Origin of the sequence: Microcoleus sp. FACHB-831 (assembly GCF_014695585.1) — a bacterium.
Taxonomy (GTDB): domain Bacteria; phylum Cyanobacteriota; class Cyanobacteriia; order Cyanobacteriales; family FACHB-T130; genus FACHB-831.
In genome coordinates this window covers 50,917-74,822 of sequence record NZ_JACJON010000075.1, presented here as the reverse complement: position 1 = coordinate 74,822, position 23,906 = coordinate 50,917, and the positions used below count along the sequence as shown (strand labels likewise).

Genomic DNA, 23,906 nt, shown 5'->3' with positions numbered 1-23,906 from the left:
GTATACGGCTAAGTTTTCCACTCTGCGAGCTGACTGGTGAAGCAAAGACATCATTGCTCGTTGCTTTGTAGCAGCTTTCTTTAGATAATGCCCACAAATTGATAATTTTGGAGCGCTCGCGCCCTAACGAATAAAGCTTACATACTTCGTTAAAGTAACCACAAGCTTTATCAACTTGCGCGATCGCTATTTTTAACCCAATTACTCATGACTGAGGACTTTGTTTTTACAATCCCAAATTCAAAATTGTATGAGGGCATTGCCCACCATCCGATCTAATTTTGGTTCCAGGTGTTTTGATGGACAATACCCTTAGTTTGTTTAATCCAAAATCAAAAATGAAAACCAGCGAAATCCTGGAACAATTAAAATCAATAACTTTACTTGAAGCTGCGGATCTGGTTTCTCAAATCGAAGAATGTTTTGGTGTTGATGTTACAGGTAGATATCTACGTTGTAAAGTTTGGGATGATGGCGAATACGATCCTTTATATGAGGTTGTTTTAGAAGAAGTACCCGTAGATAATAAGATCGCTGTTATTAGAGTGTTACGCCATCTGACAGATTGGACTTTACCACAAGTAAAAAAGTTTGTAGAAGCAGCGCCGAATTTGGTTGAGAAAGGAGTATATGGGAGTAAAGCTGAGGATATTAAGCGACAGCTAGAAGCAGCTGGAGCGAAAGTTTCACTAAAACCAGGATATTGAATTTTATTTGAATAATAGTGGTTGTCGCCGCGTCCCAACTGAAAAAGTAAAAGCACTAATTTACTTTCTCGACTTGCGCGGTAAACTGTACTCGCAAGCGTGCGACATCCTAGAAAGGGATTTTTTTTATTTGTCTAGATTGAGGTGGTTTCCATGCAAGCAACCGAGCGCGACTTGCGTTTAGATATTCTTAATAGTCTGCTGACAACGCCGCACCGAGAAGTAGAGCAGGTAGCAAAAATCCATGACGAGATGGTGCAAAACGATCCGATATTTTACGGACACTTAGCCGTATGGTATCAAAAAAAAGGCGATGTACGCGACCACAAAGAAGTATTTATTGGCAATTTGTTAACTAGCAAGCTAACAGAACATCGCGATGCTGGTTTCATGATGCTGCAAGAACTTCCGCCTTATCAGGTGGCGCGAATTGTAGATTTCATGAAGAAACATCGCGGTAAAATGCCGCGTTCAACTCGTACAGCAGTGCAGCGTTATTTAAAGCAAAGGGAGAAGAATACTGCGTTTTTTGATAGAGCGGCATTAAGAGCGCGTGATGCTATGAAGCATCTGTATGCTAGCTTACATATTAAGCCTGGGGAGCGTGCCGATGCAGTTTTATTTAAAGACAATCCGCCAGAAGATAGTTTAGCTTACGTGATGAAACTGCTGGCGATCGCATCCTCTCCTCTAGAGCAAGCGCAACTAATTGTAGAATACAAAATCCCCTACACGGTTGCAGTAGGTGCTGTCAAGCAAATGACGCCTACAGTGCTGGTGGCGCTAATTAATTCCATGTCGCCACAAGAGGTAATTAATAACCTCAACTCGCTGCGATCGCGGGGTGCGATGGATAACCCGCAAGTCAAAGCGCTGATTGATGAAAAATTAGAGCAAGCCGCTAAAAGCACAAACGTATCGGCATTTAAAGCTCGTGTCGCCGCCGACGCTACCGAGTTAGATGCAGAGACAGTAGCGCGACTAGAACGCATTACCGACGAGCAGGTAAAAAAGCGTGGAAAAATTAGCAAGCCTACAGCTTTGCTAGTAGACAAATCCAGTTCTATGGATACTGCAATTGATGTGGGAAAGCGCATCGCCGCGCTAATTTCTGGCATTACCCAGGCAGATTTATTCGTCTACGCCTTCGATACTATGCCTTACCCAATCAAAGCGAATGGCAAAGAATTAAGCGACTGGGAACGAGCATTTCAACACCTAAAAGCAAGCGGTGCAACCAGCATCGGGTGTGCGTTGGAAGCAATGCGTTTGAGAAAGCAACTGGTTGAGCAAATCATCATAGTGACAGACGAAGGAGAAAACGCAGCGCCTTACTTTACCGAAACTTACGACGCTTACAAGCGCGATTTAAAAGTAGAGCCAAGCGTCCTAATAGTTAAAGTGGGTTATCCCTACAATTGGCTAGAAAAAAAGTTGAAAGAACGACAAGCACAGGTAGATACTTTTACCTTTGCAGGTGACTACTACTCGCTGCCTAATCTAATTCCATTCTTAAGCACTTCTTCGCGTCTAGAGTTGCTGATGGAAATTCTGGAGATACCTTTGCCAGTTCGCGATGACAAGTAGTTTTGAGTGGTAGAGACCCTGGGGAGGCACTCCCTCCAGATTCTCGTTCTCAGGCTCAGCCTCCCGTTTCTGGTTCCCAGGCTGAGCCTGGGAACGAGGTTAAGAGGCTCTGCCTCTGTTTTATCTAATTGGAGTTAAGCGCATGAGCGATATCAAAACAGCTTACAAACTGGTAGCGCTTGCAGTCCAGCAACGACTTACCGAAATTCATCCTGATGATTTAGAGGTAATCCAGCAAATTCGCCGGGTTAAGGTAAACGTGAAAATTTTCAACAAATTCGTGAAATTTACTCAACTCACACAGGCAATAGATGAGTACGTTTAAAGTAGAAGTTGTAAAAATAAATAGTATCGCTTCTCACCCCAATGCAGACAGGCTGGACATTGCGACCTTTGAAGGAATGGCGTATCAGGTAATTACTGCCAAAGGTAATTTTAAGTCTGGTGATTTGGCGTATTACTTCCCCATCGATAGCATTATTCCCGACAAGTTTGTAGATGAATTTGGAATTGGTTCTTACTATTCTAAGAAACTGCGGGCAGCTAAACTGCGCGGGATTTTCTCTGAAGGTTTGCTTATCCCTGTTGGGGATAATTTCCAGGGGAATGTGGGGGATGATTGCACAGAATATTTCGGGGTTACAAAGTATGAATACCCTCTGCCGCAAAGCATGAATGGGGATGCAGAAGCCCCGATTGGTCATTACAAGTTCCCCAGCCCAGAGAATTTGAAGCGCTATCGAGATATTCTCCATTATGGGGAAGAAGTTGTGGTGACGGAGAAGATTCACGGAACCAATTTTAGTGTTTTAGTAGATGCTAATGGAACGACGCACATTGGCAGCCATAACTACTTTTGGAAGAACAACGAGAATAATAAAAATCTCGTGTATATCCGAGCGTACAACGAGAATCTATATTTGCAAAAATTGCCAACAGGCACTCAGGTATTTGGGGAAATATATGGGGTGCAAGATATTAAGTATGGTTTGAATAATGGCAAAATTGGCATTGCTATATTTGCCATTCGGCGGGGCGCTAACTTCTTGAATTGGGAAGAGTTTGTGGCCTTTTGCGAAGAGTTTTCTTTGCCCAGAGTGCCTGTACTCTATGCTGGCGGTTATAGCTGGGAAGCGGTATCGCAGTTTAACAATGCTGATAGCGTGCTGAGTCCAGATTGCATGATGGAGGGTGTTGTTGTACAGCCGCTTGTAGAGAAGACGCATCCAGAAATAGGACGAGTTGTGTTGAAATTGATAAGCGATCGCTACCTGCTCCGCCAAAACGGAACTGAGTTACATTAAAAGTATCAACGCGATCGCAGCTATTTTCCGCTTAGACATCTGGAATCTTTTGCACTTGTTGTGTAGTTAAATAATGTCCGTCCCCGTTACTGGGAATATAAGAAGCGATCGCGCATAGATACTTTAGTAACTAAGAACAAACTCCATGTACAAAAAAAGCAAAACGCAAGAATTACTTGGAGCTGGTTGGCAACCATTATACCGAGAAGTTGATTGGGGCTATCTGTGGCAGCTTGCGTCTAACGAACCTCTAGAGATAACTCACAAAACTGTAGACTTAGCCAGTTATATTGCTGATGCTTTAGGGCGCAACGACTATGCTTGGTGGGCAAATATATTGAATGTTTTCTATGAAAACACGCGGGACAGAGTTGATGAATATTGGAACTATATTACCCCCGCACCCCCAGCACCCGACGATCGCTATGACGAGAATCTCAGTACCGAAACACCTCTCAACCAATCAGTCAGCCGCGACACCATTCCCATCGAACACGTTCTTAAGCGGCTACAAGAGATCGCAGTCCTCAAAGTCGTTGAATTATTAGGACGTCCCGATCTCATTACCCAAGCTTACGAAGAGCGTCATTTTTATTACCCCGTACATAAATTTGTTGACTGGAACCGCATCGAAATAGCAGGCACAGTTTTAGCATATTGGTCGAAGCATGACATCTGGCTGCATATCGTCAATTGTGGTAAGAGACAGCGACGTTATACGCTCACCGCGAAAGAATTAGGGCAACTTGTTAACAAGGCAACTTACAATCTAGCAGTGATGCTTAGCGGGTATCAAAGCCGCGTAGGAAAAGTTAACAGCCAGTACCCAATTCGCACATTTCCCGCAGACATTCAAAGCTTTACTGACAACGTACAGCAGGAGATTATTAACAGTAATAAATTAGCTGTTCTTGTATACGGTAAGCCTGGTACGGGGAAAACAGTCTGGACGCAAGCAGTAGCTAAAGAAATTCTTGCACCTCTAGGGTATGTAATTTTTATCCTCGATCACGATGCAGTTGAGAACTTTGTACCACCAACCTATTTGGAGAAAATTTGTATCATTATCAACGAAGCTGATAACTTAGCTAAAGACCGCGCCTCGGAAGCAGCCCAGAATAATAGCAAAACTGAGCATATTTTGAGTTTGCTAGATGGAACTCTGTATCAAAGCGTAATTGACGAAGCTGGTATTCAAGCAGAGCAGAAACTTGTTGTATTGATGACTTGCAACACTACTGAAAGACTAGATCCAGCTATGTTACGCAAGGGTAGAGTTGATTTTACCTATGAATTTATTCACCGATTTGTATGATGAACGAGTTTCGGCTAGTTAAAATCAGCAAATATCTCAGCTACGTGCTTCGGCATCGTCCCGATAAAATTGGTCTAGAACTTGGCGAAGGCGGCTGGATTTCTGTAGATGAACTATTAGCCGCCTGTAAAAAGGATCGCTTCCCTATCGACCGTGCCGAGTTGAATGAAATTGTCGCAAATAACGACAAAAAACGCTTTTCATTCGACGAAACAGGAGGTCTAATTCGCGCCAATCAAGGACACAGCGTAGAAGTAGATTTACAATTAGCTCCTGCTGTCCCCCTAGATGTGCTTTATCACGGTACGGGTCATAAAGCAGTCGATGCAATTCTTAGCAAGGGTTTGTGCAAAATGTCGCGTCACCACGTCCATCTATCAGCCGACATAGCAACAGCAAAAGCTGTCGGCGCTAGGCACGGTCGTCCCATTGTTTTTGCTGTAGATGCCGCTGCAATGCACAAAGCCGGATACACGTTTTACTGTTCTGAAAATGGTGTATGGCTAGTGGATAACGTTCCCCCTGAGTATTTACATCAACTCTAATTTCATATATAGCTATGCTAGAGAAAAAGTCTTGCGGTGTAATAGTGATGCGAAATAAGCCGCAATTGAGCTTTCTATTGATGCAGCATCCCCACCGCTACGACTTGCCAAAAGGTCACATGGAATTTGGCGAGGATGAGTGGAGTTGCGCTTTACGCGAACTATATGAGGAAACTGGTATTCAAGCTAGCAATTTAGACTTGGATAATACATTTCGTTTTACTACTAATTATCAAACCCAGTCCCCGCGCTTTGGGAATCAAATAGTTAACAAGACTGTGGTGATATTTTTGGGATGGTTGAAAGAGGATGTAAATATACAAGTCAGCGAACACGATAGTTTTATATGGATGGAATGGAAGCCACCACATGCGATTCAAAAAAAGACTATCAATCCTTTGCTTGCAGAGTTAGATAAGTATTTTAAGGAAGATGAGTCCAGAATTTTTAGGTGAGATATCAGGAATCTATCCCAAATGTTTTGTAGACAAAATTTACGCAAGCTTCCCACCAACCTCACCCCCTGCCCCTCTCCTGCAAGGAGAGGGGTTATATGAGAAGTATTGAACTTGCACAAAACGCATTTATTAAAGGGGAATTGAGGCAAATTGCTCCTAGTTTTAGTAAAAAAATTGCCGAACAAATCTAATGAAGATAAACAAGTTAATTTCAAAATCGCTCTCGCTTCCTATGGCTGCTATTTCCTACAATGTCAGCCAAGGATTGAGCGCCCTTTATCCCGATAAAGCCATTATCGAAGGTAGTGAGTGGTCGTTCAATGTCCAAGGCTATGCAGCAGAAAATTTTTGTACGCTTGAACCTCAATCGTATATCCACAACCAGATTTCAACTAGCTGGAACTCGTGGAAAAAATCAATAACTGCTAATGCAGAACACGCCTATTTCCGTGTGGCTTGGCAAGGAAATAAGCTTGAGGTAATCTTAATGACTTGGCCAGAAGGTTGCTCTACTACTCGATATTACTGGATACTCGCAGATACTAAAGAAATTGCAGAATCATTTTTTGCTGCTGTATGCGAGTGGTACTGTCAGATTGAAGATGATGAGATTCTAGTATTTGAAAATGGTTACTGGCAGAAAAGTGAAGAACTATCTAAGGCAATCAAAAGTGCAACTTTTGATAACCTTGTTCTGCGCGATCGCCTCAAACAAGATATCCAAGATGATGTAGCAAACTTCTTTGCTTCCCGCGAGACTTATAAAGCTTATGACGTACCTTGGAAGCGCGGAATTATGTTTATCGGTTCTCCTGGAAATGGCAAAACCCACGCGGTTAAAGCGCTAATCAATAAAATGCAGCAAAACTGCTTGTATGTCAAAAGCGTCAAGTCTTCCTCTGCTATTGATAACGCAAATATCCGCGAAGTATTCGATCGCGCTCGCCAGTCCGCGCCATGCATTCTAGTTTTGGAAGATATAGATTCTCTGGTAACTGGAGAAAATCGTTCTTTCTTCCTCAATGAACTTGATGGTTTTGCTGCAAACGAAGGTATCTTAACTCTGGCTACAACTAACCATCCAGAACGTTTAGATCCGGCGATTCTTAACAGACCTAGCCGCTTCGATCGCAAGTATCATTTCGAGTTACCAGCTTTGACAGAACGCTTGGCTTATATAACATTTTGGAACGATAGCTTAAAGCCAGCAATGCGTTTGTCTGGAGAGGTTGTAACTCAGATTGCTGAATTAACCGATGGCTTCTCTTTCGCTTACCTGAAAGAGCTATTTGTCTCCTCTACAATTCGCTGGATGAACGCAATGGAAGCGGGTACGATGGAGAAATTCATGCTTGAACAAGTTGCCAGCCTGCGATCGCAGATGCTCAGTACCACTACAGACTTATTACCGCCCAACTCCTCAGAATCAAACAATTAGGGCAATATCGTGGCAGATATCCGCAATCTCCTCAACCAAATTGCCGCCCAGGAATCCCAGCTAGGCAATACTCAATTTTTTGCTCCTTGCGTGCGGGGCGGATCTGTACGGGCATCCGTCGCGGGCATGGTTTATACCTTCACCCCCAAACCGCAAGACTTTGAAGGCTGGGGTATTTTCCAGCCGGAAAACTCCAAAACAGCAGAACTCGTGGAGGAGGCAAACTTACCCCAAGTTGCAGAATACCTGCGCCTGCTAAAGCCTGTGCGCCTGCGGCTCGCCTATGTTTTGGAAGGACAAACGTGGCTCGCTTACCCTGTCAACGAATCCGATATGCAGCAGCGCATCGGTATCGCCAAACCATTTCCGGTATATTTGGTAACTGAAGGCGATCCTTTTGAGCCTGCGATCGCGCGTTTTGATGGTCGTGCTTGGTGGTTTGACGAACTCGATCGCCGCGCCGATCCAATAGTAGCTCAACAACTCAGAGAACATCTCCGCCAGCTAACGCCATTAGAAACATTGCGCTTTGCTGGAATGACACCAGAGATGCGTACAGTCTACGATTTGGCATTGCAACAAACGGCAGTATATCAAGCTCGAATACAACGCCAGCAACAGCAGCAAGAACGCAAAAAACAGTTACGGGAAAATCAAAAACTCAAGCAAAAAGAACGGCGCGATCGCGCTCAATATCTCAAGATACAAAACAGCGATGAAAAACGTTTGCGGAATGCGCTGCAAATGGGTGGCGGCGAACTAGAAGAATTCCGCGATCGCGGTGACTTTTGGCAAATTGAATGGACTACCACTAGAGGCGAACGTCACACATCTGCTATTGACAAAAAACATCTTACAGTCATTAGTTCTGGCATCTGTCTAAGCGGACGCGATCGCGATTTTGACTTGCAATCTCTCGTCGGCGTTATCGAAGCGCGAGGCTACTGGGACTTTTGATTTTAGATTTTAGATTTTGGATTTTGGATTGAATCTAAAATTCCCAATTCGCATTCCCAATTCCTAAAATGTCTATCTTCTTCCACGAACAACTGCAAAGAACACCAACAATTATGGAGAAATTAAAAAATTTCCCCGTAACTGTCTGCGGTGCTGGAGCTTTAGGCGCTAATATTACTGAAAATCTTGCACGTTCTGGCTTTGGCAAACTGAGAGTTATCGACCGCGATCGCATCGAAGAACGCAACCTCTCCACCCAACCTTACTATCGTTCCGATGTTGGCGCTTATAAAGCCAAAATCCTCACCAATACCCTCTATCGCGCCTTGGGAGTCTCCCTCGATGCGCGTCCCAAAGAACTTACACCTGCAAACGCCGCCCAAATGTTAGAAGGTAGCGCCTTAGTAATCGATACCTTCGACAACAGCGTAGCGCGTGGCGCAGTTAAAGATTACTGCGCTAATGCTAATCTCCCGTGTCTCCACGTTGGACTAGGTGGCGATTATGCCGAAATCATCTGGAACGAAATCTATCGCGTCCCCTCCCCAGCAAATGATGATGTCTGCGACTACCCGCTAGCACGCAATTTAGTCATGCTGAGTGTTGCTGTAGCCTCGGAAGTCATCGTTAACTTTGCTGCGGCTGGGCAGCGGCAAAGTTTCACGGTAACTTTGGGCGATTTTGCTGTCAAACCTTTTGCTATGTAAAAATTTGGCTATTTTAGCCGCATTGTGTTACAACATAAATATACCCGCAGCCTAACCGCGCGAGCATACATACAACCTGTTTAAGTTGAAACCATGCTCTCCAAACTTCTGCGGGTTTTAATTTTTCCGCCTAATAAGTAAATCAAAAAGCTGTCAGGCAAAACACAAAAAGCTGTTGCACTGATAGCTATTGGCTATAGGCAAATTAAATGTCAAACATCTAATTACAACGACTTACTACAAGAGTTGTGTTTTTGGGAATATTCCCAATTAAAAATCTAAAAATCGGTAAACTTTCTAGGCCACACACGGAGCCTTATCTTGTAGGGGTAGGCGACAGTAAGCGGCTATTGGCGCAACAGCAGCCGTTTGCTTTAGAGGAATTTCCACAATAAACTCTGTACCCTGTCCCGGTGTTGATAAACACTTGAGCTGACCGCCGTGACGATCGACAACAACCTGGTAACTAATAGACAAGCCCAGCCCCGTACCTTCTCCTACAGGTTTAGTTGTAAAGAAAGGGTCAAATATTCTTTCCTTGACAGTTTCCGGAATGCCGGAGCCATTGTCTGCAATCCGAATTATCACTCGATTTTGGTCTTGAAGTTCGGTGCAAATCCTAATTTGCCGATTTGGGATTTTAGATTTTTGATTGTGAATTGCGTATTTCTGTGCGCCTCCTTGGTTTTTTGGCTCATCCAAAGCATCAATAGCATTGCTGAGGATATTCATAAATACTTGGTTAAGTTGGCCAGGGTAGCACTCTACTGGAGGTAAATCACCGTATTCTTTAACAATTTGAATGGCGGGATTTTCTCCTTCTGCCTTCAATCGGTGTTGCAAAATCAACAGAGTGTTATCAATGCCTTGATGAATATCAACTGGCTTCTTCTCAGCTTGATCGTGGCGGGAGAAGTTACGCAACGACAGCACTAGATCGCGGATGCGGTCTGCTCCCATTTTCATAGAAGTCAGTAGTTTGGGGAAATCTTGAATTAGGAAGTCTAAATCAATCTTTTCAGCTTCGTCTACAACAGATGGCGCTGGTTGGGGATAGGCGACACGATAGACTTGCAATAGCTGGAGGAGATCTTGGACATACTGATTGGCATACTCCAGATTGCCATATATAAAGGAAACTGGGTTATTAATTTCGTGGGCAACACCAGCAACCAACTGCCCCAGGCTGGACATTTTTTCGATCTGGATTAGCTGTGCTTGGGTCTGTCGCAGCTCGGATAGTGCTTGTTCTAGTTCAGTAGCTTTTTGCCTCAAGCAATTTTCTGACTCGCGCAAGTGCCTTTCTGCTATTAAGCGTTCTTTGAGTTCAGTTCTAAGTTGTTCGACTAGGCTGGATTGTTGAATTGCGATCGCCAGTTGCACGCTCAACTGTTGCAGCAATTTTACTTCCGATTGCTCCCATTTCCTTGGATTCGAGCAGTCATGGGCAATCAACAGTCCCCACAAGTCTTGTCCTTGCAGAACTGGCACTACCAAGTTTGCTTTTACCCCAAACCGCTCTAGTAAATCGATGTGGCACTGCTTGATACCTGCATTATAGATATCTTCAATCGCTCGAATTCTACCTTGTTGGTACGGAAGCACGTATTTTTCCCCAAAGCAGGGGTCTTTTATATTACTTCCCAGAATTGGCGTCACACCATCGCCAGCCGATTCTACGATCACAACCCCGTTTCCGTCGGGGTAAAACCGATAAAGCACTACGCGGTCAGTCTTGAGAAATTCCCGTACTTCTGCCACAGCAGTGTTGAGGACTTCATCCAAGTTAAGAGATTGGCGGATGCGTTGGGCGATCGCTCCCGTCAACTGCTCTCTTTCCGCTTGCTGTCGCAACTCCTCCTCAGCCGCTTTGCGATCGGTAATGTCCATGACTGTCCCGGTCATCCTGATCGCTTTCCCGGTTTCGTCTCGCAAAACCGCACCCCTGCTTTGCACCCACCGAATCGTCCCATCGGGACGCAAAATAGGATGTTCTAAACGATAATCGTTTTTTGCCTGCATGACAGAGACTATTTCCTGAGTCACGCGGTAGCAATCTGAAGAAGGAATGCGCTGGAGATAAGCCTCATATGTGCCCTCAAACGAACCCGCCGCCAGACCAAAGAGCGATTCGACTTCCTCAGACCAATTTAGCTTGCCAGTTTGCACATCCCAGTCCCAAACGCCCATATTCGCCGCGTTTAGTGCCAGCCTCAGCCGCGTCTCGCTTTCTCGCAGTGCTTCTTGAGCCTCCTTCTGCTCGGTGATATCCTTCTGGACTCCGATAAAGTGCGTCACCGTACCAGTTGTGTCGCGCAGCGGAGAAATTGTTAACTCATTCCAGAAAACAGCCCCATTTTTCCGGTAATTCTTTATAACTACCTGACATTCTCGCTTTTCACCCAGCGCCTGACGCAGCTTTTCCAAAGCATTTTTATCGGTGTCTGCGCCCTGTAAAAATCGGCAACTGCGCCCTATAACCTCATTTTGTGAATAGCCAGTTATCGTCTCGAAAGCCGGATTGCAATAGATAATCGGATATCCCCGCTGGCTTGCATCGGCGATGACAACTCCGCAGCATGTTGCTGCCAGAGCGCCGTCATACATCCACTCTGGGGAGAGGTTTTGGATCGCACCACAATTGGCTTGCTGGTTTGCCATGAAACTGAATTATGAAGATAAGGTTAAACAGCTCGAACAATCAGGCTAGTATTATTACTATATTATGTCTCAAATTTGATACTCCTTATTGCGTAAGGATTTTTACGTGTTATTTGTAGCTATCCGGCATTAGGCAGTCTTGCCAAGCCCCAAGGTTATTTGACCAACTAAATATTGAAATGTAGATGCGTTAGTTAGGCCTATTCAACCTTAAACAAACATGAAGCTACTTTAGTAGCCCTAAAGATAGATCGATGAATGTTTTCACCTATGTAAAAACACTGATCTTTCCAGATTTATCATTTAGCAATAATGATACGACAGAGGGATTTTTTATTGAGAAAAAACTAAAATTTAATCTCTAAAATCTAAGATTGCTGCGATCGCCACTTTAGTACTTCAAACACGTAGTCTTCCAATTGTGCGGCGCGGTGGGAAGCTGTATGTTCTGCCAACACGCGGGCACGAGGAAAAGCTGCGATCGCCCACTCACCCAACGCCACGCCGCTGGGCACATAAGATCCACCCCTCACAAAATCGGCATCACCGATATCAGAAGCAAACCTGTCTTTTAGCTGATTAAGACTTAAATAAAGCTTAGTACGACCGTAAGGACGACTGGGTAAGTCGCGATTTGCCGCGTACCAAAGCACATCTCGCTCAACAAACAGAACATCATGCCCAAGAGTCACCAATTCGCGCACCAACCCCCTGTAGCTGGTAGCGCGTTCATTTCCCCAAGAGGAAGTGATTGCTAATCCCAAGATGACAAGTTTCATCAATATTGGTAATTGGCAATTAGTTTTGTGGTTAACATATCGGACAAAGCAAAATTACCGATTGCCTACAATTGATTTTGCCATCTTCCACTTTGCCCTAAAAATTTAAACTGCCCCGTTTAGAGCAAGTAGGAAGAGCAAATGAGAGATTGAGCTTAGCACTTCAATTTTCCAGCGAGTAAAGCTTCAAGTTGGACGGCGCGGTGGGCGTAAGTATGTGAAGCTAAAACCCGCTTGAGGGCAGCGTCACCTATAGCACGGGCTTTTTCAGGCGTCAGTTGGCGGAGGTGTTCTCCCACCTCTTTCCCATTTTCAGCTACCAAAATCTCCCGTCCCGGCTCCAGGAATAACTCTATTCCTTCCCAAGCATCCGTAATGATACAAGCACCCGCACCCGCAGCCTCAAACACTCGCGCCGCTGGCGAAAAGCCGTAACGTGCCATACTCGCGGGGCTGATATTTAAAACCGCGAGGGGCGTGCAGTTGAAGGCGTTATGGTCGCCAGTATAAACGTGTCCCAGATATTTAACATTGCTGGACATTGGCTTATTGTCCCAACCGTCACCACCCATTAAAAATTTGCTTTGTGGTAATTGGGATGCTGTACGCAAGAAGAATTCTTCAACACGCGCCTCTGTGTCTGGCAGACGGTTTCCCAGAAAGCCCAGATCGGCAGCAAATCGGAGATCTGGCGCAACCGGGTAGTGAGTGGCAGGATCGAGGGCGTTGTATATGGGAACGCACTCACGCGCACCCAGCGCCTTGTAAGCGTTAACGACAGGTTTGCCGCCGCCGTAAGTGAGAATGAGGTCGTAGCGCCGGATCAGGGAACGGAATGGATCGGCTGGGTTGTGTTGTACTCTCTCAAGAGTTGCGGGTGCGTCTACATCCCAGAACGCAACTAAGTTTTGAGGTCTTTTTATTTTCAAAACCTCTGCTTCTAGCAATTCATCAAAGACGCCGACGCCGCTAGCCTTGACGATTAAATCAGCCCTACGAGCATCATCAAGCGCTAGGTAAACGCCATTTTCGCTAGTACCTGGATAAACAATGACTTTTGCCCAGTCGGGATCTGGGATATCGCGGTGCTTTTGGCGGTCGTAAGCATCTGGCTCGTAGAAAGTAATTTGATGCCCGCGATCGCTTAATGCTCGAATGATACCGCGATAATATGTTGCCGCATCGTTCCAGTAAGCGGAGACAAGGCTAGAACCGAAAATTGCAATTTTCATTGGGAATGGGTATTTGGGAATGGGTATTTGGGAATTGGGATAAAATCGGAGTTTTGCCCAGCCCCCCCTCTCTTGTAGAGACGGCGATTTATCGCCTCCCCTACCTCATAATTCATAACTCATAAATTCCCATTACCGATTACCTATTACCTCTTATTAATTACCCCTTAACTTCTGCGTAAATATCAAGTAGCTCATCTACACGATGATGTTTAATCTCCGTTAAAGTCTCCGTTCAAATTTTAGTAAACGCTGTCTTAGCCTCAAAACATCTCTCTAAAGCTCTTGGATTAGCAATATCTGGTAAGCAGCTGCCTTTTTTAAATTGATTGCGCTTTAATTCACAAGACAACTTACGTGGGTGAGATCCCATCAGCTTGGCAATAGCTCTTATAGCTAATTTTGGCTCTTGCTTAAGTTCGTAAAGCTCAACCTGGTCGGATGCACTAATAGCTGTATATCTCATCAGGTAAAATCTGAATTTGTGGTAAACATCAGACTTTACCTAATGATATTTCTTTAGCAAGTTCCTGGCTTGATGCACTTTTTGAACTGGCGGTGTATGTGATAAGTAAAATATATTACTGCCTAGCAATTAATCGTCTCTATCCCCCCGTTGTTAATAAATTAAGGGCAGATAATTATAATCTTTTCTCCACTACTTAGGCGTGGTGGGTTGGAGCAGATTTCCGCCCAACACCACATTTCTATCGACATCAATAGCCTTGCGTTGATTTAAAAACTGTGAGAAACTTTGTTAATAAATCTTGAAATATTGTCGATTTTATGGTATAGGTATAAAACTTATAAGTGACGAGAGGATGGAGCGATCGCTGCTGGGGTGATAAATTTTGCAGACGCGATCGCAGTCACACTCTATACCCAGTGTTTCCGTTACGATTGACATACTAAAACAGCGATCGCGCTAGCGGGTTCATAGCTTCGCAGGTTTCGTGCATAAACAACGCCATCGACAATTAGCAATTAAAATTTCACACTTTTGGCAGATCTCTATTATCTAAAAGATACTGGGGATTATTAGCATTGACAGTTAAAGTATGGTTGTGGGTGCTTAAAACTTGACTAAAGTTATTTGAGTGTATTGTTATTTAGTGATGTTTTTATCGCTCGGCTGGGCCACATTAGCTTAGGAAAGAGTCATGATTATGACACTCCCCAACACAGGTAGCGTTCTGGCTACACTGACTCAGCTCACTCAATTGAATCGCACGAGTGCGCTGACGAGCCGGGTCAAAGACCTCTCGGTTCCAGAATTTATATGTTTGCTGGACTTTATCACCGCAGAATTCCAGCAATTTATTAGGGCGATCGACTTGATTAACAACGAAGCCCTAGAAACAATGCTAGAGCAGGTGTTAGATGCCTTCACCTTAAAAATCGGTCAAATACTGGAAGCCGACCGCACCACCATATTTCTGGTTGACGCCGAGAAAGGTCAGCTATGGTCTAAGATAACCCATCTCGACAATGGCAAGCCTAGAGAACTGCGGATTCCCATTAATGTTGGCATTGCGGGTCACGTCGCTACGACAGGAGAATGCCTCAATATTGCCGACACCTATAACCACCCGCTATTTAACAAAGAAGTTGACGAACGCTTTGGCTACCGCAGCCGCACCCTGCTTTGCATGCCAATTTACAGCAGCAAAAACCAGGTCGTCGCCGTCGTTCAGCTTTTGAATAAAGCCGGAGATAAACCTTTCGATGAAGAGGACGAGCAGCGATTTCGCGATTTTGCTTCCTCTATAGGCATTATTCTAGAAAGCTGCCAATCATTTTACATGGCGGCAAGGAATCAGCGAGGAGCGGTAGCACTACTCAAAGCAACTACTTATCTCGGTCAAAGCCTGGATTTGGAAGCAACACTGCGCTCAGTTATGGAACAAGCTCGACACCTAATGCAGGCAGATCGCAGCACGTTATTTATGCTGAGTAAAGAGAGTGGAGAACTGTGGACGAAAGTAGCCAACAAAGATGGCACGCAAATTATACCAATTCGCATTCCAGCTAACAGAGGAATTGCTGGATATGTTGCCTCGACTGGCGAGACGCTGAATATTGCCAATGCTTACGAAGATCCCCGATTTAATCCTGAAACAGACAGGCAAACGGGATATTTGACGCGCAATATTTTATGCATGCCAGTATTTAACTCAGAAAAAAAACTGATTGGCGTCACCCAGCTAATTAACAAGCACCAAGGTAGCTTCACAGGTTCTGATGAAGAGTTCATGCGGGCGTTTAATATTCAGGCAGGAATTGCTCTAGAAAATGCCAAACTATTTGAAAACGTTCTCCTAGAAAAGCAGTATCAGAAAGATATTTTAGAAAGCCTCTCTGATGCGGTTATTTCAACAGATATGCAGGGGAGAATAGTGACAATTAATGAAGCGGCGTTGGAGTTGCTTGGTTGTCCTATTAAAGAAGCAGTGGGTAAATGCAACAAGCACCTGTGGGAGCAGAAACTCGTTGGGCGCTTCGTTTGGGAAGTGGTACCGATTGAAAATCTAGAGTTTCGCCTCAAGGATAGTTTAAAGTGTGGAGCCAAGCATTATGTGCCAGAGCAAAGCTTAATAGTGGGGGTTAGCGCTCAAGAGTCAGGTGCGTGCGATCCCTCAAATGATAGCTGCGAAGAATTTTATATCTTGGCAGTTCCCGATAAGACCAACCCCCATATTTACATTCCTTGGAATGACCCACCAACCGATACAGGTGGCCTGCATCATGCGTCATCGATCCTTCATAATTCAGAAGTTCAGGAAATTGAACGCAGCATCAACCTCACAGTTAATCCTCTCACCAATCCCGAAGGCGGGGCGCAGGGAGGCTTAGTAGTATTGGAAGACATCAGCCACGAAAAACGCATTAAAGCGACTCTATATCGCTATATGTCGCCCAAAGTGGCCGAACAAGTTATGGCAACAGGCAAGGATGGCCTAATGGTCAGCACTCGCCAGGATGTGACAATTTTGTTCTCCGATATTCGCGGCTACACGACACTGACAGAAAATCTGGGTGCTTCGGAGGTGGTGTCGCTTCTGAATCAGTATTTTGAAACAATGGTCGAGGCTGTCTTTAACTACGAAGGCACGTTGGATAAATTCATCGGCGATGCATTAATGGCTGTCTACGGTGCGCCACTTCCACTGAAAGAAAATCATGCTTGGATGTCTATCCAGTCGGCTTTAGATATGCGTCGGCGTCTGGAAGAGTTTAATCGGGGTAGGTTTTGCGAAAACCAGCCTCAAATTCATATTGGAATTGGGATTAGTTCCGGAGAGGTAGTAAGCGGAAATATTGGTTCGCAAAAACGAATGGATTACACGGTGATTGGGGATGGAGTTAACCTGAGTTCGCGGCTGGAAAGCGTAACTAAAGAATATGGCTGCGATATTATTTTGAGCGAGTATACCTACAATCATTGCAGCGAGCGCATTACTGTCCGAGAGTTAGATAAAATCCGGGTTAAGGGGAAAAATAATGCAGTCAAAATTTACGAATTGATTGGCGAGGCTAGCGATCGCCTCGACCCCGAACTGGAAAAATTTCTCGAACTTTACCACTATGGGCGTGAAGCTTACATAGCCAGAAACTTTGACAAAGCGATCGTCTACTTTGAGGAAGCTCAACGCCTACGAGCCAACGACCAAGCAGTAGAAATCCACCTAGAACGATCGCACAACTATCTGCACAACCCACCCGCAGATAACTGGGACGGCGTTCACACAATGACGAGCAAATAAATTTACAAGGCTGTCCTAGAAAATAAACAGTAGAAAATTTTTTATGACAGCCTTTTTAAGTTTTTGACTTTTGTTCCCAGTCTCGACATGGGAATGCTTTTGTTTTTATTCGTTCTCGTTCTCAGCTTGACCCTCGAAAGGACTCTCGCCAATTCCAAGTTGCTTTTTGCTTTGTTTAAGTTGTTTCCAAAGGGCTTTGATTTGTTTGTAAGACTCTTGTGGAGAGAGTTTTCCAGCCGTTTCTAAGTTGCAGATGTAGCTTACTCGTTGAGCAAACTCTTGCAGGTTAGCGTTGAAAACAAGGTTTTCTGGCTTGACTTCACCATGGTAGCTACTGTGAGGGTAAAGAAACTCAGAGCTGTTGGGCATAGCTATCTCCTTATATTAAAATCGGCATACTGTAATAGCTTTAGATATATCTGCTGCAACCTCAGCGGCTCCGGAGAACTCCTTACACCATTTGGTTAGGAAGCCGTGCCTTGCTTCCATTGTATTCAAGGCAGAAGAAAATTGTTTCTATTATTATTAACCTAATCTTAACATTAAGTTAACCTTTTATTAATTTTAAGTTATGCCAGTTAATCCAGGTGGCCAGATATTGAGGCGATCCTACTCCAGAGGGACTACAATCTTCTCTTGCTGCTTGCGAATATCTTCAACTACATAAACCTACTTTCTATGTCCGCCCATCAAAAGCTCTACGAAGGGAAAGCCAAGATTATCTACAGTACTGATGAACCAGAGGTTCTGCTGGCAAACTTCAAAGACGACGCAACAGCCTTTAATGCCAAAAAGCGGGGTACCATCGCAGGCAAAGGTGAGATAAACTGCAAAATTGCCGCGCACTTGTTCCAAATGCTCGAAGCCAACGGCATTCCCACGCACTTCATCGATTGTCCTGCACCGAACCAAATGCGAGTTCGAGCAGTGCGGATAGTGCCTTTAGAGGTGGTAGTGAGGAACATTGCTGCCGGAAGTTTGTGTCAACAGACTGGCCTAGAGGTGGGCACGGTGCTGAAACCGCCCCTAGTCGAGTTCTACTATAAGAACGATGAACTGGGAGATCCATTGTTGACACGCGATCGCCTGTTGTTAATGTCTCTTGCCACCCCAGAACAGCTGGAGCAATTGCAGACAATGGCATTGCGAATTAACGAGATCCTTAAGGAATTTTTCCATAAGTGCGGCATTACCTTAGTTGACTTCAAGCTGGAGTTTGGCCTTGACCAACAGCAACATATGCTGTTGGCAGATGAAATTAGTCCTGATACCTGCCGTCTGTGGAACGATTCAGAATCCGACCCCGACCGAAGGGTGATGGACAAAGACCGCTTCCGGCGAGACTTAGGGCAGGTGGAAGATGCCTACCAGCAGGTTCTAGAGAGGGTCTTGGCAACTACTGGGAACGTAGTTGGTGGTTAGTGGCTTAGCGGTCATTACATTAGTCATTCGTCACCAGTCAACGTCAGTCAAAAATAGACAACCGACAAGGGACAACTGACAACTGACAACTGACAACTAGCAACTACCAACCATCTATGCTAATAGCTGATAGCAATTCAATGGTGTGTGGAAGTGGCAAACGACATAAAGTATATCCGTTACATCCAGTATTATCTGTTACCTCGCTTATATCACTTTGTAGTAGTGGTTTTGGCGGCAATGCCTGGTTTTTTTGCTTTAAACAACGTTGCAGCAAAAGCCCAGTCTAATCAGAACGCCGATATCGCTCAGGAGACAGAAGCCAAGAGCAGTAGTGCAACACTGCCCGCCCAACCGTCAAGAGATGGAACTACTGGTTCTTGGGTTAAGTATTCTGAATTTTCAGCAGTTCAGCCGCAGCCAACAAGTGCGGATGAGCTTAGCCCACAATCAAACGAGAGCGATCGCGCAAATAGCCCTAGCCCTGGGGCAAACCCCCTGGTAGATAAAAACAGCAGTCAGGCTTTTGTTCTTACCCCGAAAATCGCTGCGCCAGAATCCTCAGCCAATTTAGAGTTCGCCGTTCCTAAGCCAGCAGACAAGGCTACTGAGTTACAAGTTAAAACTCAGTCCGATGCAGCCCAGATAGATGAGACTAGGGTCGCTATTGGGCAGCCAGAAATCAAGAAGAGCGAGTTAGAAATTAAAACTCAGCCCCTAGAAGTTAGCGGTCAGTCGATAACTAACAACGGACAACCGACAGAGCGATCGCCCTTGTCAGCACGCGATTTGCAATTAACAGATAAAACAGACATAAAACCGCGTCGAGAACGTGTAGCAGCAATCCCTCCTTGGTCGCCCCAAAGCCAGCACAAACAGGAGGCTTTTAACCAGAACAAAGGGCAAATAGCACAGACGCAGCCAACGCAGACACAAGAAAATCCATCTCGGCCAAGTCGGACACAAGAAGGTTCTCCGCAGTCTGAACCGACCCAGACGCCAGAGCCTCAATTGCAGCCTGCACCAACCCAAACGCCAGAGCTTCAATTACAGCCTGCACCAACCCAGACGCCAGAGCCTCAATTGCAGCCTGCACCGACCCAGACGCCAGACACCCCATCTCGGCCAAGTCAGACACAAGAAGCTCCAGCGCAGCCTGAACCAACCCAGACGCCAGAGCCTCAATTGCAGCCTGCACCAACCCAGACACCAGACACCCCATCTCGGCCAAGGCAGACACAAGAAGCTCCAGCGCAGTCTGAACCAACCCAGACGCCAGAGCCTCAATTGCAGCCTGCACCAGCACAAGAAACTCCATCTGAAGCTACACAAGAACCGGAACCTAGAGTATTGGTGGCTGAAGTGTTAGTTACAGGCGTGGAAGGCGAACTGCAAAACCTCATTTACCAGACCATTCGCACTCAGCCCGGACGCACGGCTACACGAAGCCAGTTACAAGAAGATGTCAATGCCATCTACGCGACGGGTTACTTTGCTCAGGTCAATGTTGAACCAGCAGATACGGCTTTAGGGGTGCGCGTGAGCTTTGTTGTGCAGCCTAACCCCGTCTTGCGCCAAGTGAGTGTCAGCCCGGTGCCCGAAGGTGCTGCCAAGCAAGCGCTACCCCAACAGGTAATTGATGAAGCTTTCAAAGCGCAATACGGTCAGGTTCTTAACCTACGCAACTTGCAAGAAGGTATCAAGAGGATAAACCAGTGGTACAAAGATAACGGTTATGACCTGGCACAGGTAATTGAAACTCCCCAAATTAACGCCGATGGCAATGTCACGCTTTTGGTGGCAGAAGGTGTTGTTGAGGATGTTGAGGTTCGCTTTCTCAGCAAAGAAAGAGAGGCAACTGATAGCCAAGGAAGACCGATCCGGGGTCGTACCCGCAACTTTATTATCACAAGAGAGTTGGAGCTAAAACGGGGCGATGTTTTTAACCGGAACACGGCGCAAAGAGATCTGCGACGGGTTTATGGCCTGGGTATTTTTGAGGATGTGCAGCTTTCATTCAGTCCTGGTAAAGATCCGCGTCAGGTGGTGGTTGTTGTAAATGCGATTGAGAAGAATACCGGATCTATCGCGGCTGGGGCTGGTATTAGCTCTGCGAGCGGCCTATTTGGTACGCTGAGCTATCAGCAGCAAAACCTGGGGGGCAACAACCAGAAACTGGGCGGTGAGTTGCAGGTGGGTCAGCGGGAGTTGCTGTTTGATGTCAACTTCACAGATCCTTGGATTGCGGGCGATCCTTACCGCACCTCGTATACGGTGAATGCGTTCAGACGCCGGACTATTTCGCTGATTTTTGATGGTGGCGAAAGAGAAGTGGATCTGCCGGGAGGCGATCGCCCCCGCGTGCTTCGTCTGGGCGGCGGTGTTAATTTTACCCGTCCTTTGTCGAGGAATCCTCTGGCAACTTCAGAATGGGTGGCCTCGCTAGGATTGCAGTATCAACGGGTTTCCATACGCGATCGCAATGGTGATATCAGCCCCAAAGATGAGTTGGGCAATCGCCTGAGTTTTAGTGAAAGCGGTAAAGACGACTTGACTACGGTTCAGTTTGGCGTATCGCGCGATCGCCGCAACAATCCCTTGCAGACTACAAGCGGATCTCTCCTGCGCTTGGGGGTTGAGCAATCGATACCCATTGGCAGCGGTAACATTTTCCTCAGCCGACTGCGCGGCAGCTACAGCCACTACATTCCTGTTAACTTTACCCGCTTCAATAAAGGCCCTCAAGCTCTAGCTTTTAACATTCAAGGGGGTACTGCATTGGGCGATTTGCCTCCTTATGAAGCCTTTTCCCTCGGTGGTAGCAACTCGGTGCGCGGTTATCAGGAAGGAGATGTAGGCGCTGGGCGCAGTTTTATTCAGGCAACAGCCGAATATCGCTTCCCGATTTTCTCGATCGTTGGTGGTGCTTTATTTGTTGATATCGGAACTGACTTGGGCACGGGTAGAAACGTCCCTGGAGATCCCGCAGGGGTGCGCGGCAAGCCTGGGAGTGGCCTTGGCTTCGGTTTAGGCGTTCGGGTGCAATCACCCCTCGGCCCAATCCGGGTGGATTACGGCTTCAACGAACAAGGTGAAGGCCGTTTGCACTTTGGTATTGGTGAGCGTTTCTAGGGTCGGCGTCTTTTTCACGTTCCCTGGATTTTCTAGCTTGGAGGTTGAATACTCCAAGCTAAATAGTTCCTAGTCAGGATTTTTGTTTTAATGAGCTACGGATCGATCCCCCAATCCCCCTTAAAAAGGGGAGCTTTGAACAACTTAATGGGTATATGTTGCAGTTCTACTCATTTTGGGGATTGGTGTTTTGTATTCCGGTTATTTATTGAATGCAAATCAGTCGCTCAATCGACAAAAATTATTGTTGGGAATCGCCCTCAATAATTAAATTGAAAATTCCAACTTTTTCGCAGCAACTGTACAAGAAGCTAGGTGATATCGCCTAGTATATGAAATACAAATTGGCGTTCGACTTCTTAAGGCTTGAATGCCTTATCTTTGTCTAAGTAAACAATAAATAATGACAAATCAGCACACTTTGGGCGCGTCCTTTGAGTTATCGGGCGTAGGGCTGCACAGCGGCGTTGTAACTCACGTGCGCGTGCTACCCGCGATCGCTTCTTCAGGTCGCTATTTTGTTCGCGTAGACCTTCCTGGTTCGGATATAATCCCGGCGCGCGTGCAATCGGTCAAGTCTACGACGCTCTCAACAGAACTAGCATGCGGCGAGGCAAGCGTGCGGACGGTGGAACACCTGCTAGCATCTTTAGCTGCTAGTGGCGTTGATAATGCAAGGATTGAGATTGATGGCCCAGAAGTGCCCCTCCTGGATGGTTCGGCGGCGTGTTGGGCAGAAGCGATCGCCAAATCGGGCGTCATCCCTCAAGAAGCATTGCGCCAGGAGCTAGTTCTCAAAGAACCCGTAGTCGTATACCAAGGCGATGCGTATGTAGCCGCCATCCCAGCACCCTCTACCCGCTTCACCTACGAAATAGACTTCGACGTAAGCGCGATAGGCAACCAGTGGCACAGCTGGTCGCCTGAGAAAGAAAGTTTTGCCAGCGCGATCGCTCCTGCACGTACTTTTGCTCTAGCTCATCAGATCGACCAGTTGCGGGCAGCTGGTTTAATAAAAGGCGGTAGCTTAGACAACGCCTTGGTTTGCGGCTCTGAAGGATGGCTTAATCCTCCCTTAAGATTTTCAAATGAGCCAGTACGTCATAAACTTTTAGATTTAGTAGGAGACTTAAGTTTATTGGGAAGTTTTCCCAAAGCTAGTGTCACCGCTTACAAAGCCAGCCACAACCTGCACGTCCAATTCACCCAACGGGTTTTGGATCTTGGATTTTAGATTTTTGATTCCAGGCTGCTGGTCAGAGTCTAAAATTCAGGCAATCAACAAGCGATGACTTAATCCAAAATCATCCCTGCGGAAAAACTCCAGCCTCCAGAAAATCTAAAATTTAAAATTGATTGCCCCATGTCGTCAGCCATAAACGTCAACACTCCCGATTCACCAGCTAGTGCGCCCGTTCAACCCCAGAATGGTCAGATATCCACAGCATCTGGTAAAGCCATTCTCACGGCTGAAGAAATTCAAAAACTGCTGCCTCACAGATATCCATTTGCCCTCGTAGATCGGATTATCGAGTACATACCAGGGAAACGCGCTGTTGGCATCAAAAATGTCACTTTTAATGAACCCCATTTTCAAGGCCATTTTCCAGGACGCTCGATCATGCCTGGAGTGCTGATAGTTGAAGCAATGGCTCAAGTCGGGGGTATAGTATTAACCCAGTTACCGGAAGTTGAAGGCGGATTATTTCTGTTTGCCGGAATTGATAAAGTCAGGTTTCGTCGCCCCGTCGTACCGGGCGATCAACTGGTAATGACAGTGGAACTGCTGTGTATAAAGCGGCGTCGTTTTGGGAAGATGCAAGCTAAGGCTCACGTAGATGGTCAGCTTGTTACAGAGGGCGAACTGATGTTTTCCCTTGTTGACTAAAATCAGCGCT

The 23,906-nt window shown here is 45.8% G+C and carries 21 protein-coding genes; 15 read left to right on the top strand and 6 right to left on the bottom strand.

What is annotated here, in order from left to right:
• Window positions 1–338: 338 nt before the first annotated feature.
• The 10 genes from H6F77_RS23770 to H6F77_RS23725 all read left to right on the top strand — a co-directional run bounded on the left by H6F77_RS23770 (window position 339) and on the right by H6F77_RS23725 (window position 9,018).
• Complete coding sequence (locus H6F77_RS23770) at window positions 339–707, top strand: ribosomal protein L7/L12 (protein ID WP_190491508.1); 369 nt, start codon at window positions 339–341, stop codon at window positions 705–707.
• Window positions 708–860: 153 nt separating this feature from the next.
• A complete protein-coding gene (locus H6F77_RS23765) occupies window positions 861–2,294 on the top strand; it encodes a hypothetical protein (protein ID WP_190491389.1) in 1,434 nt (477 codons plus the stop codon).
• Between the two features lie 142 nt (window positions 2,295–2,436).
• On the top strand, window positions 2,437–2,619 hold the full coding sequence (locus tag H6F77_RS23760; RefSeq protein ID WP_190491388.1) for a hypothetical protein: 183 nt from the start codon (window positions 2,437–2,439) through the stop codon (window positions 2,617–2,619).
• Window positions 2,606–3,598, top strand: a complete 993-nt coding sequence (locus H6F77_RS23755; protein WP_190491387.1) for an RNA ligase family protein — start codon at window positions 2,606–2,608, stop codon at window positions 3,596–3,598. Before H6F77_RS23760 ends, H6F77_RS23755 begins: the two co-directional genes overlap by 14 nt.
• Window positions 3,599–3,743: 145 nt before the next feature.
• On the top strand, window positions 3,744–4,913 hold the full coding sequence (locus tag H6F77_RS23750; RefSeq protein WP_190491386.1) for an AAA family ATPase: 1,170 nt from the start codon (window positions 3,744–3,746) through the stop codon (window positions 4,911–4,913).
• Window positions 4,910–5,458, top strand: a complete 549-nt coding sequence (locus H6F77_RS23745) for an RNA 2'-phosphotransferase (RefSeq protein ID WP_514131603.1) — start codon at window positions 4,910–4,912, stop codon at window positions 5,456–5,458. The genes H6F77_RS23750 and H6F77_RS23745 overlap by 4 nt, the downstream gene beginning before the upstream one ends.
• A 14-nt stretch (window positions 5,459–5,472) precedes the next feature.
• The gene (locus tag H6F77_RS23740) at window positions 5,473–5,913 is read left to right on the top strand and encodes a bis(5'-nucleosyl)-tetraphosphatase (protein ID WP_190491385.1); all 441 of its coding nucleotides are present in this window, start codon (window positions 5,473–5,475) and stop codon (window positions 5,911–5,913) included.
• 193 nt (window positions 5,914–6,106) lie between these two features.
• Window positions 6,107–7,354, top strand: coding sequence for an AAA family ATPase (locus H6F77_RS23735; RefSeq protein ID WP_190491384.1), 1,248 nt, complete (start codon window positions 6,107–6,109; stop codon window positions 7,352–7,354).
• Between the two features lie 9 nt (window positions 7,355–7,363).
• The gene (locus tag H6F77_RS23730) at window positions 7,364–8,311 is read left to right on the top strand and encodes a hypothetical protein (RefSeq protein ID WP_190491383.1); all 948 of its coding nucleotides are present in this window, start codon (window positions 7,364–7,366) and stop codon (window positions 8,309–8,311) included.
• Window positions 8,312–8,379: 68 nt separating this feature from the next.
• Window positions 8,380–9,018, top strand: coding sequence for a ThiF family adenylyltransferase (locus tag H6F77_RS23725; protein WP_190491382.1), 639 nt, complete (start codon window positions 8,380–8,382; stop codon window positions 9,016–9,018).
• A gap of 297 nt (window positions 9,019–9,315) precedes the next feature.
• On the opposite strand, the gene H6F77_RS23720 is transcribed toward H6F77_RS23725, so the two are convergent.
• The 5 genes from H6F77_RS23720 to H6F77_RS28585 form a co-directional block, all read right to left on the bottom strand.
• Entirely contained in the window at window positions 9,316–11,679 is a 2,364-nt protein-coding gene (locus H6F77_RS23720; protein WP_190491381.1) for a PAS domain-containing sensor histidine kinase, read from the bottom strand.
• A 368-nt stretch (window positions 11,680–12,047) separates the two neighbouring features.
• Entirely contained in the window at window positions 12,048–12,458 is a 411-nt protein-coding gene (locus tag H6F77_RS23715; RefSeq protein WP_190491380.1) for a glycosyltransferase, read from the bottom strand.
• A 155-nt stretch (window positions 12,459–12,613) separates the two neighbouring features.
• Complete coding sequence (locus H6F77_RS23710; protein ID WP_190491379.1) at window positions 12,614–13,690, bottom strand: CgeB family protein; 1,077 nt, start codon at window positions 13,688–13,690, stop codon at window positions 12,614–12,616.
• Window positions 13,691–13,925: 235 nt separating this feature from the next.
• Window positions 13,926–14,156 carry a hypothetical protein gene (locus H6F77_RS23705; protein WP_190491378.1) on the bottom strand — a complete coding sequence of 77 codons (231 nt, stop codon included), beginning with the start codon at window positions 14,154–14,156 and terminating at the stop codon, window positions 13,926–13,928.
• Between the two features lie 318 nt (window positions 14,157–14,474).
• Entirely contained in the window at window positions 14,475–14,597 is a 123-nt protein-coding gene (locus H6F77_RS28585; protein ID WP_255515861.1) for a hypothetical protein, read from the bottom strand.
• Window positions 14,598–14,856: 259 nt separating this feature from the next.
• On the opposite strand from H6F77_RS28585, the gene H6F77_RS23700 reads away from it, so the two are divergent.
• Window positions 14,857–17,454, top strand: a complete 2,598-nt coding sequence (locus H6F77_RS23700; protein ID WP_190491506.1) for a GAF domain-containing protein — start codon at window positions 14,857–14,859, stop codon at window positions 17,452–17,454.
• Between the two features lie 105 nt (window positions 17,455–17,559).
• Here H6F77_RS23700 and H6F77_RS23695 read toward each other — a convergent pair whose 3' ends face one another.
• On the bottom strand, window positions 17,560–17,823 hold the full coding sequence (locus tag H6F77_RS23695) for a DUF7219 family protein (RefSeq protein ID WP_190491377.1): 264 nt from the start codon (window positions 17,821–17,823) through the stop codon (window positions 17,560–17,562).
• Between the two features lie 309 nt (window positions 17,824–18,132).
• Between H6F77_RS23695 and purC the strand changes: the two genes are divergently transcribed.
• The 4 genes from purC to fabZ all read left to right on the top strand — a co-directional run bounded on the left by purC (window position 18,133) and on the right by fabZ (window position 23,896).
• On the top strand, window positions 18,133–18,876 hold the full coding sequence (gene purC / locus H6F77_RS23690; protein WP_190491376.1) for a phosphoribosylaminoimidazolesuccinocarboxamide synthase: 744 nt from the start codon (window positions 18,133–18,135) through the stop codon (window positions 18,874–18,876).
• A 153-nt stretch (window positions 18,877–19,029) separates the two neighbouring features.
• Window positions 19,030–22,008: a BamA/TamA family outer membrane protein gene (locus H6F77_RS23685; RefSeq protein WP_309228909.1), complete on the top strand. Its 2,979-nt coding sequence runs from the start codon at window positions 19,030–19,032 to the stop codon at window positions 22,006–22,008.
• 403 nt (window positions 22,009–22,411) lie between these two features.
• Entirely contained in the window at window positions 22,412–23,242 is an 831-nt protein-coding gene (lpxC, locus tag H6F77_RS23680; RefSeq protein ID WP_190491375.1) for a UDP-3-O-acyl-N-acetylglucosamine deacetylase, read from the top strand.
• 129 nt (window positions 23,243–23,371) lie between these two features.
• Window positions 23,372–23,896: a 3-hydroxyacyl-ACP dehydratase FabZ gene (gene fabZ, locus H6F77_RS23675; protein ID WP_190491374.1), complete on the top strand. Its 525-nt coding sequence runs from the start codon at window positions 23,372–23,374 to the stop codon at window positions 23,894–23,896.
• Window positions 23,897–23,906: the final 10 nt, after the last annotated feature.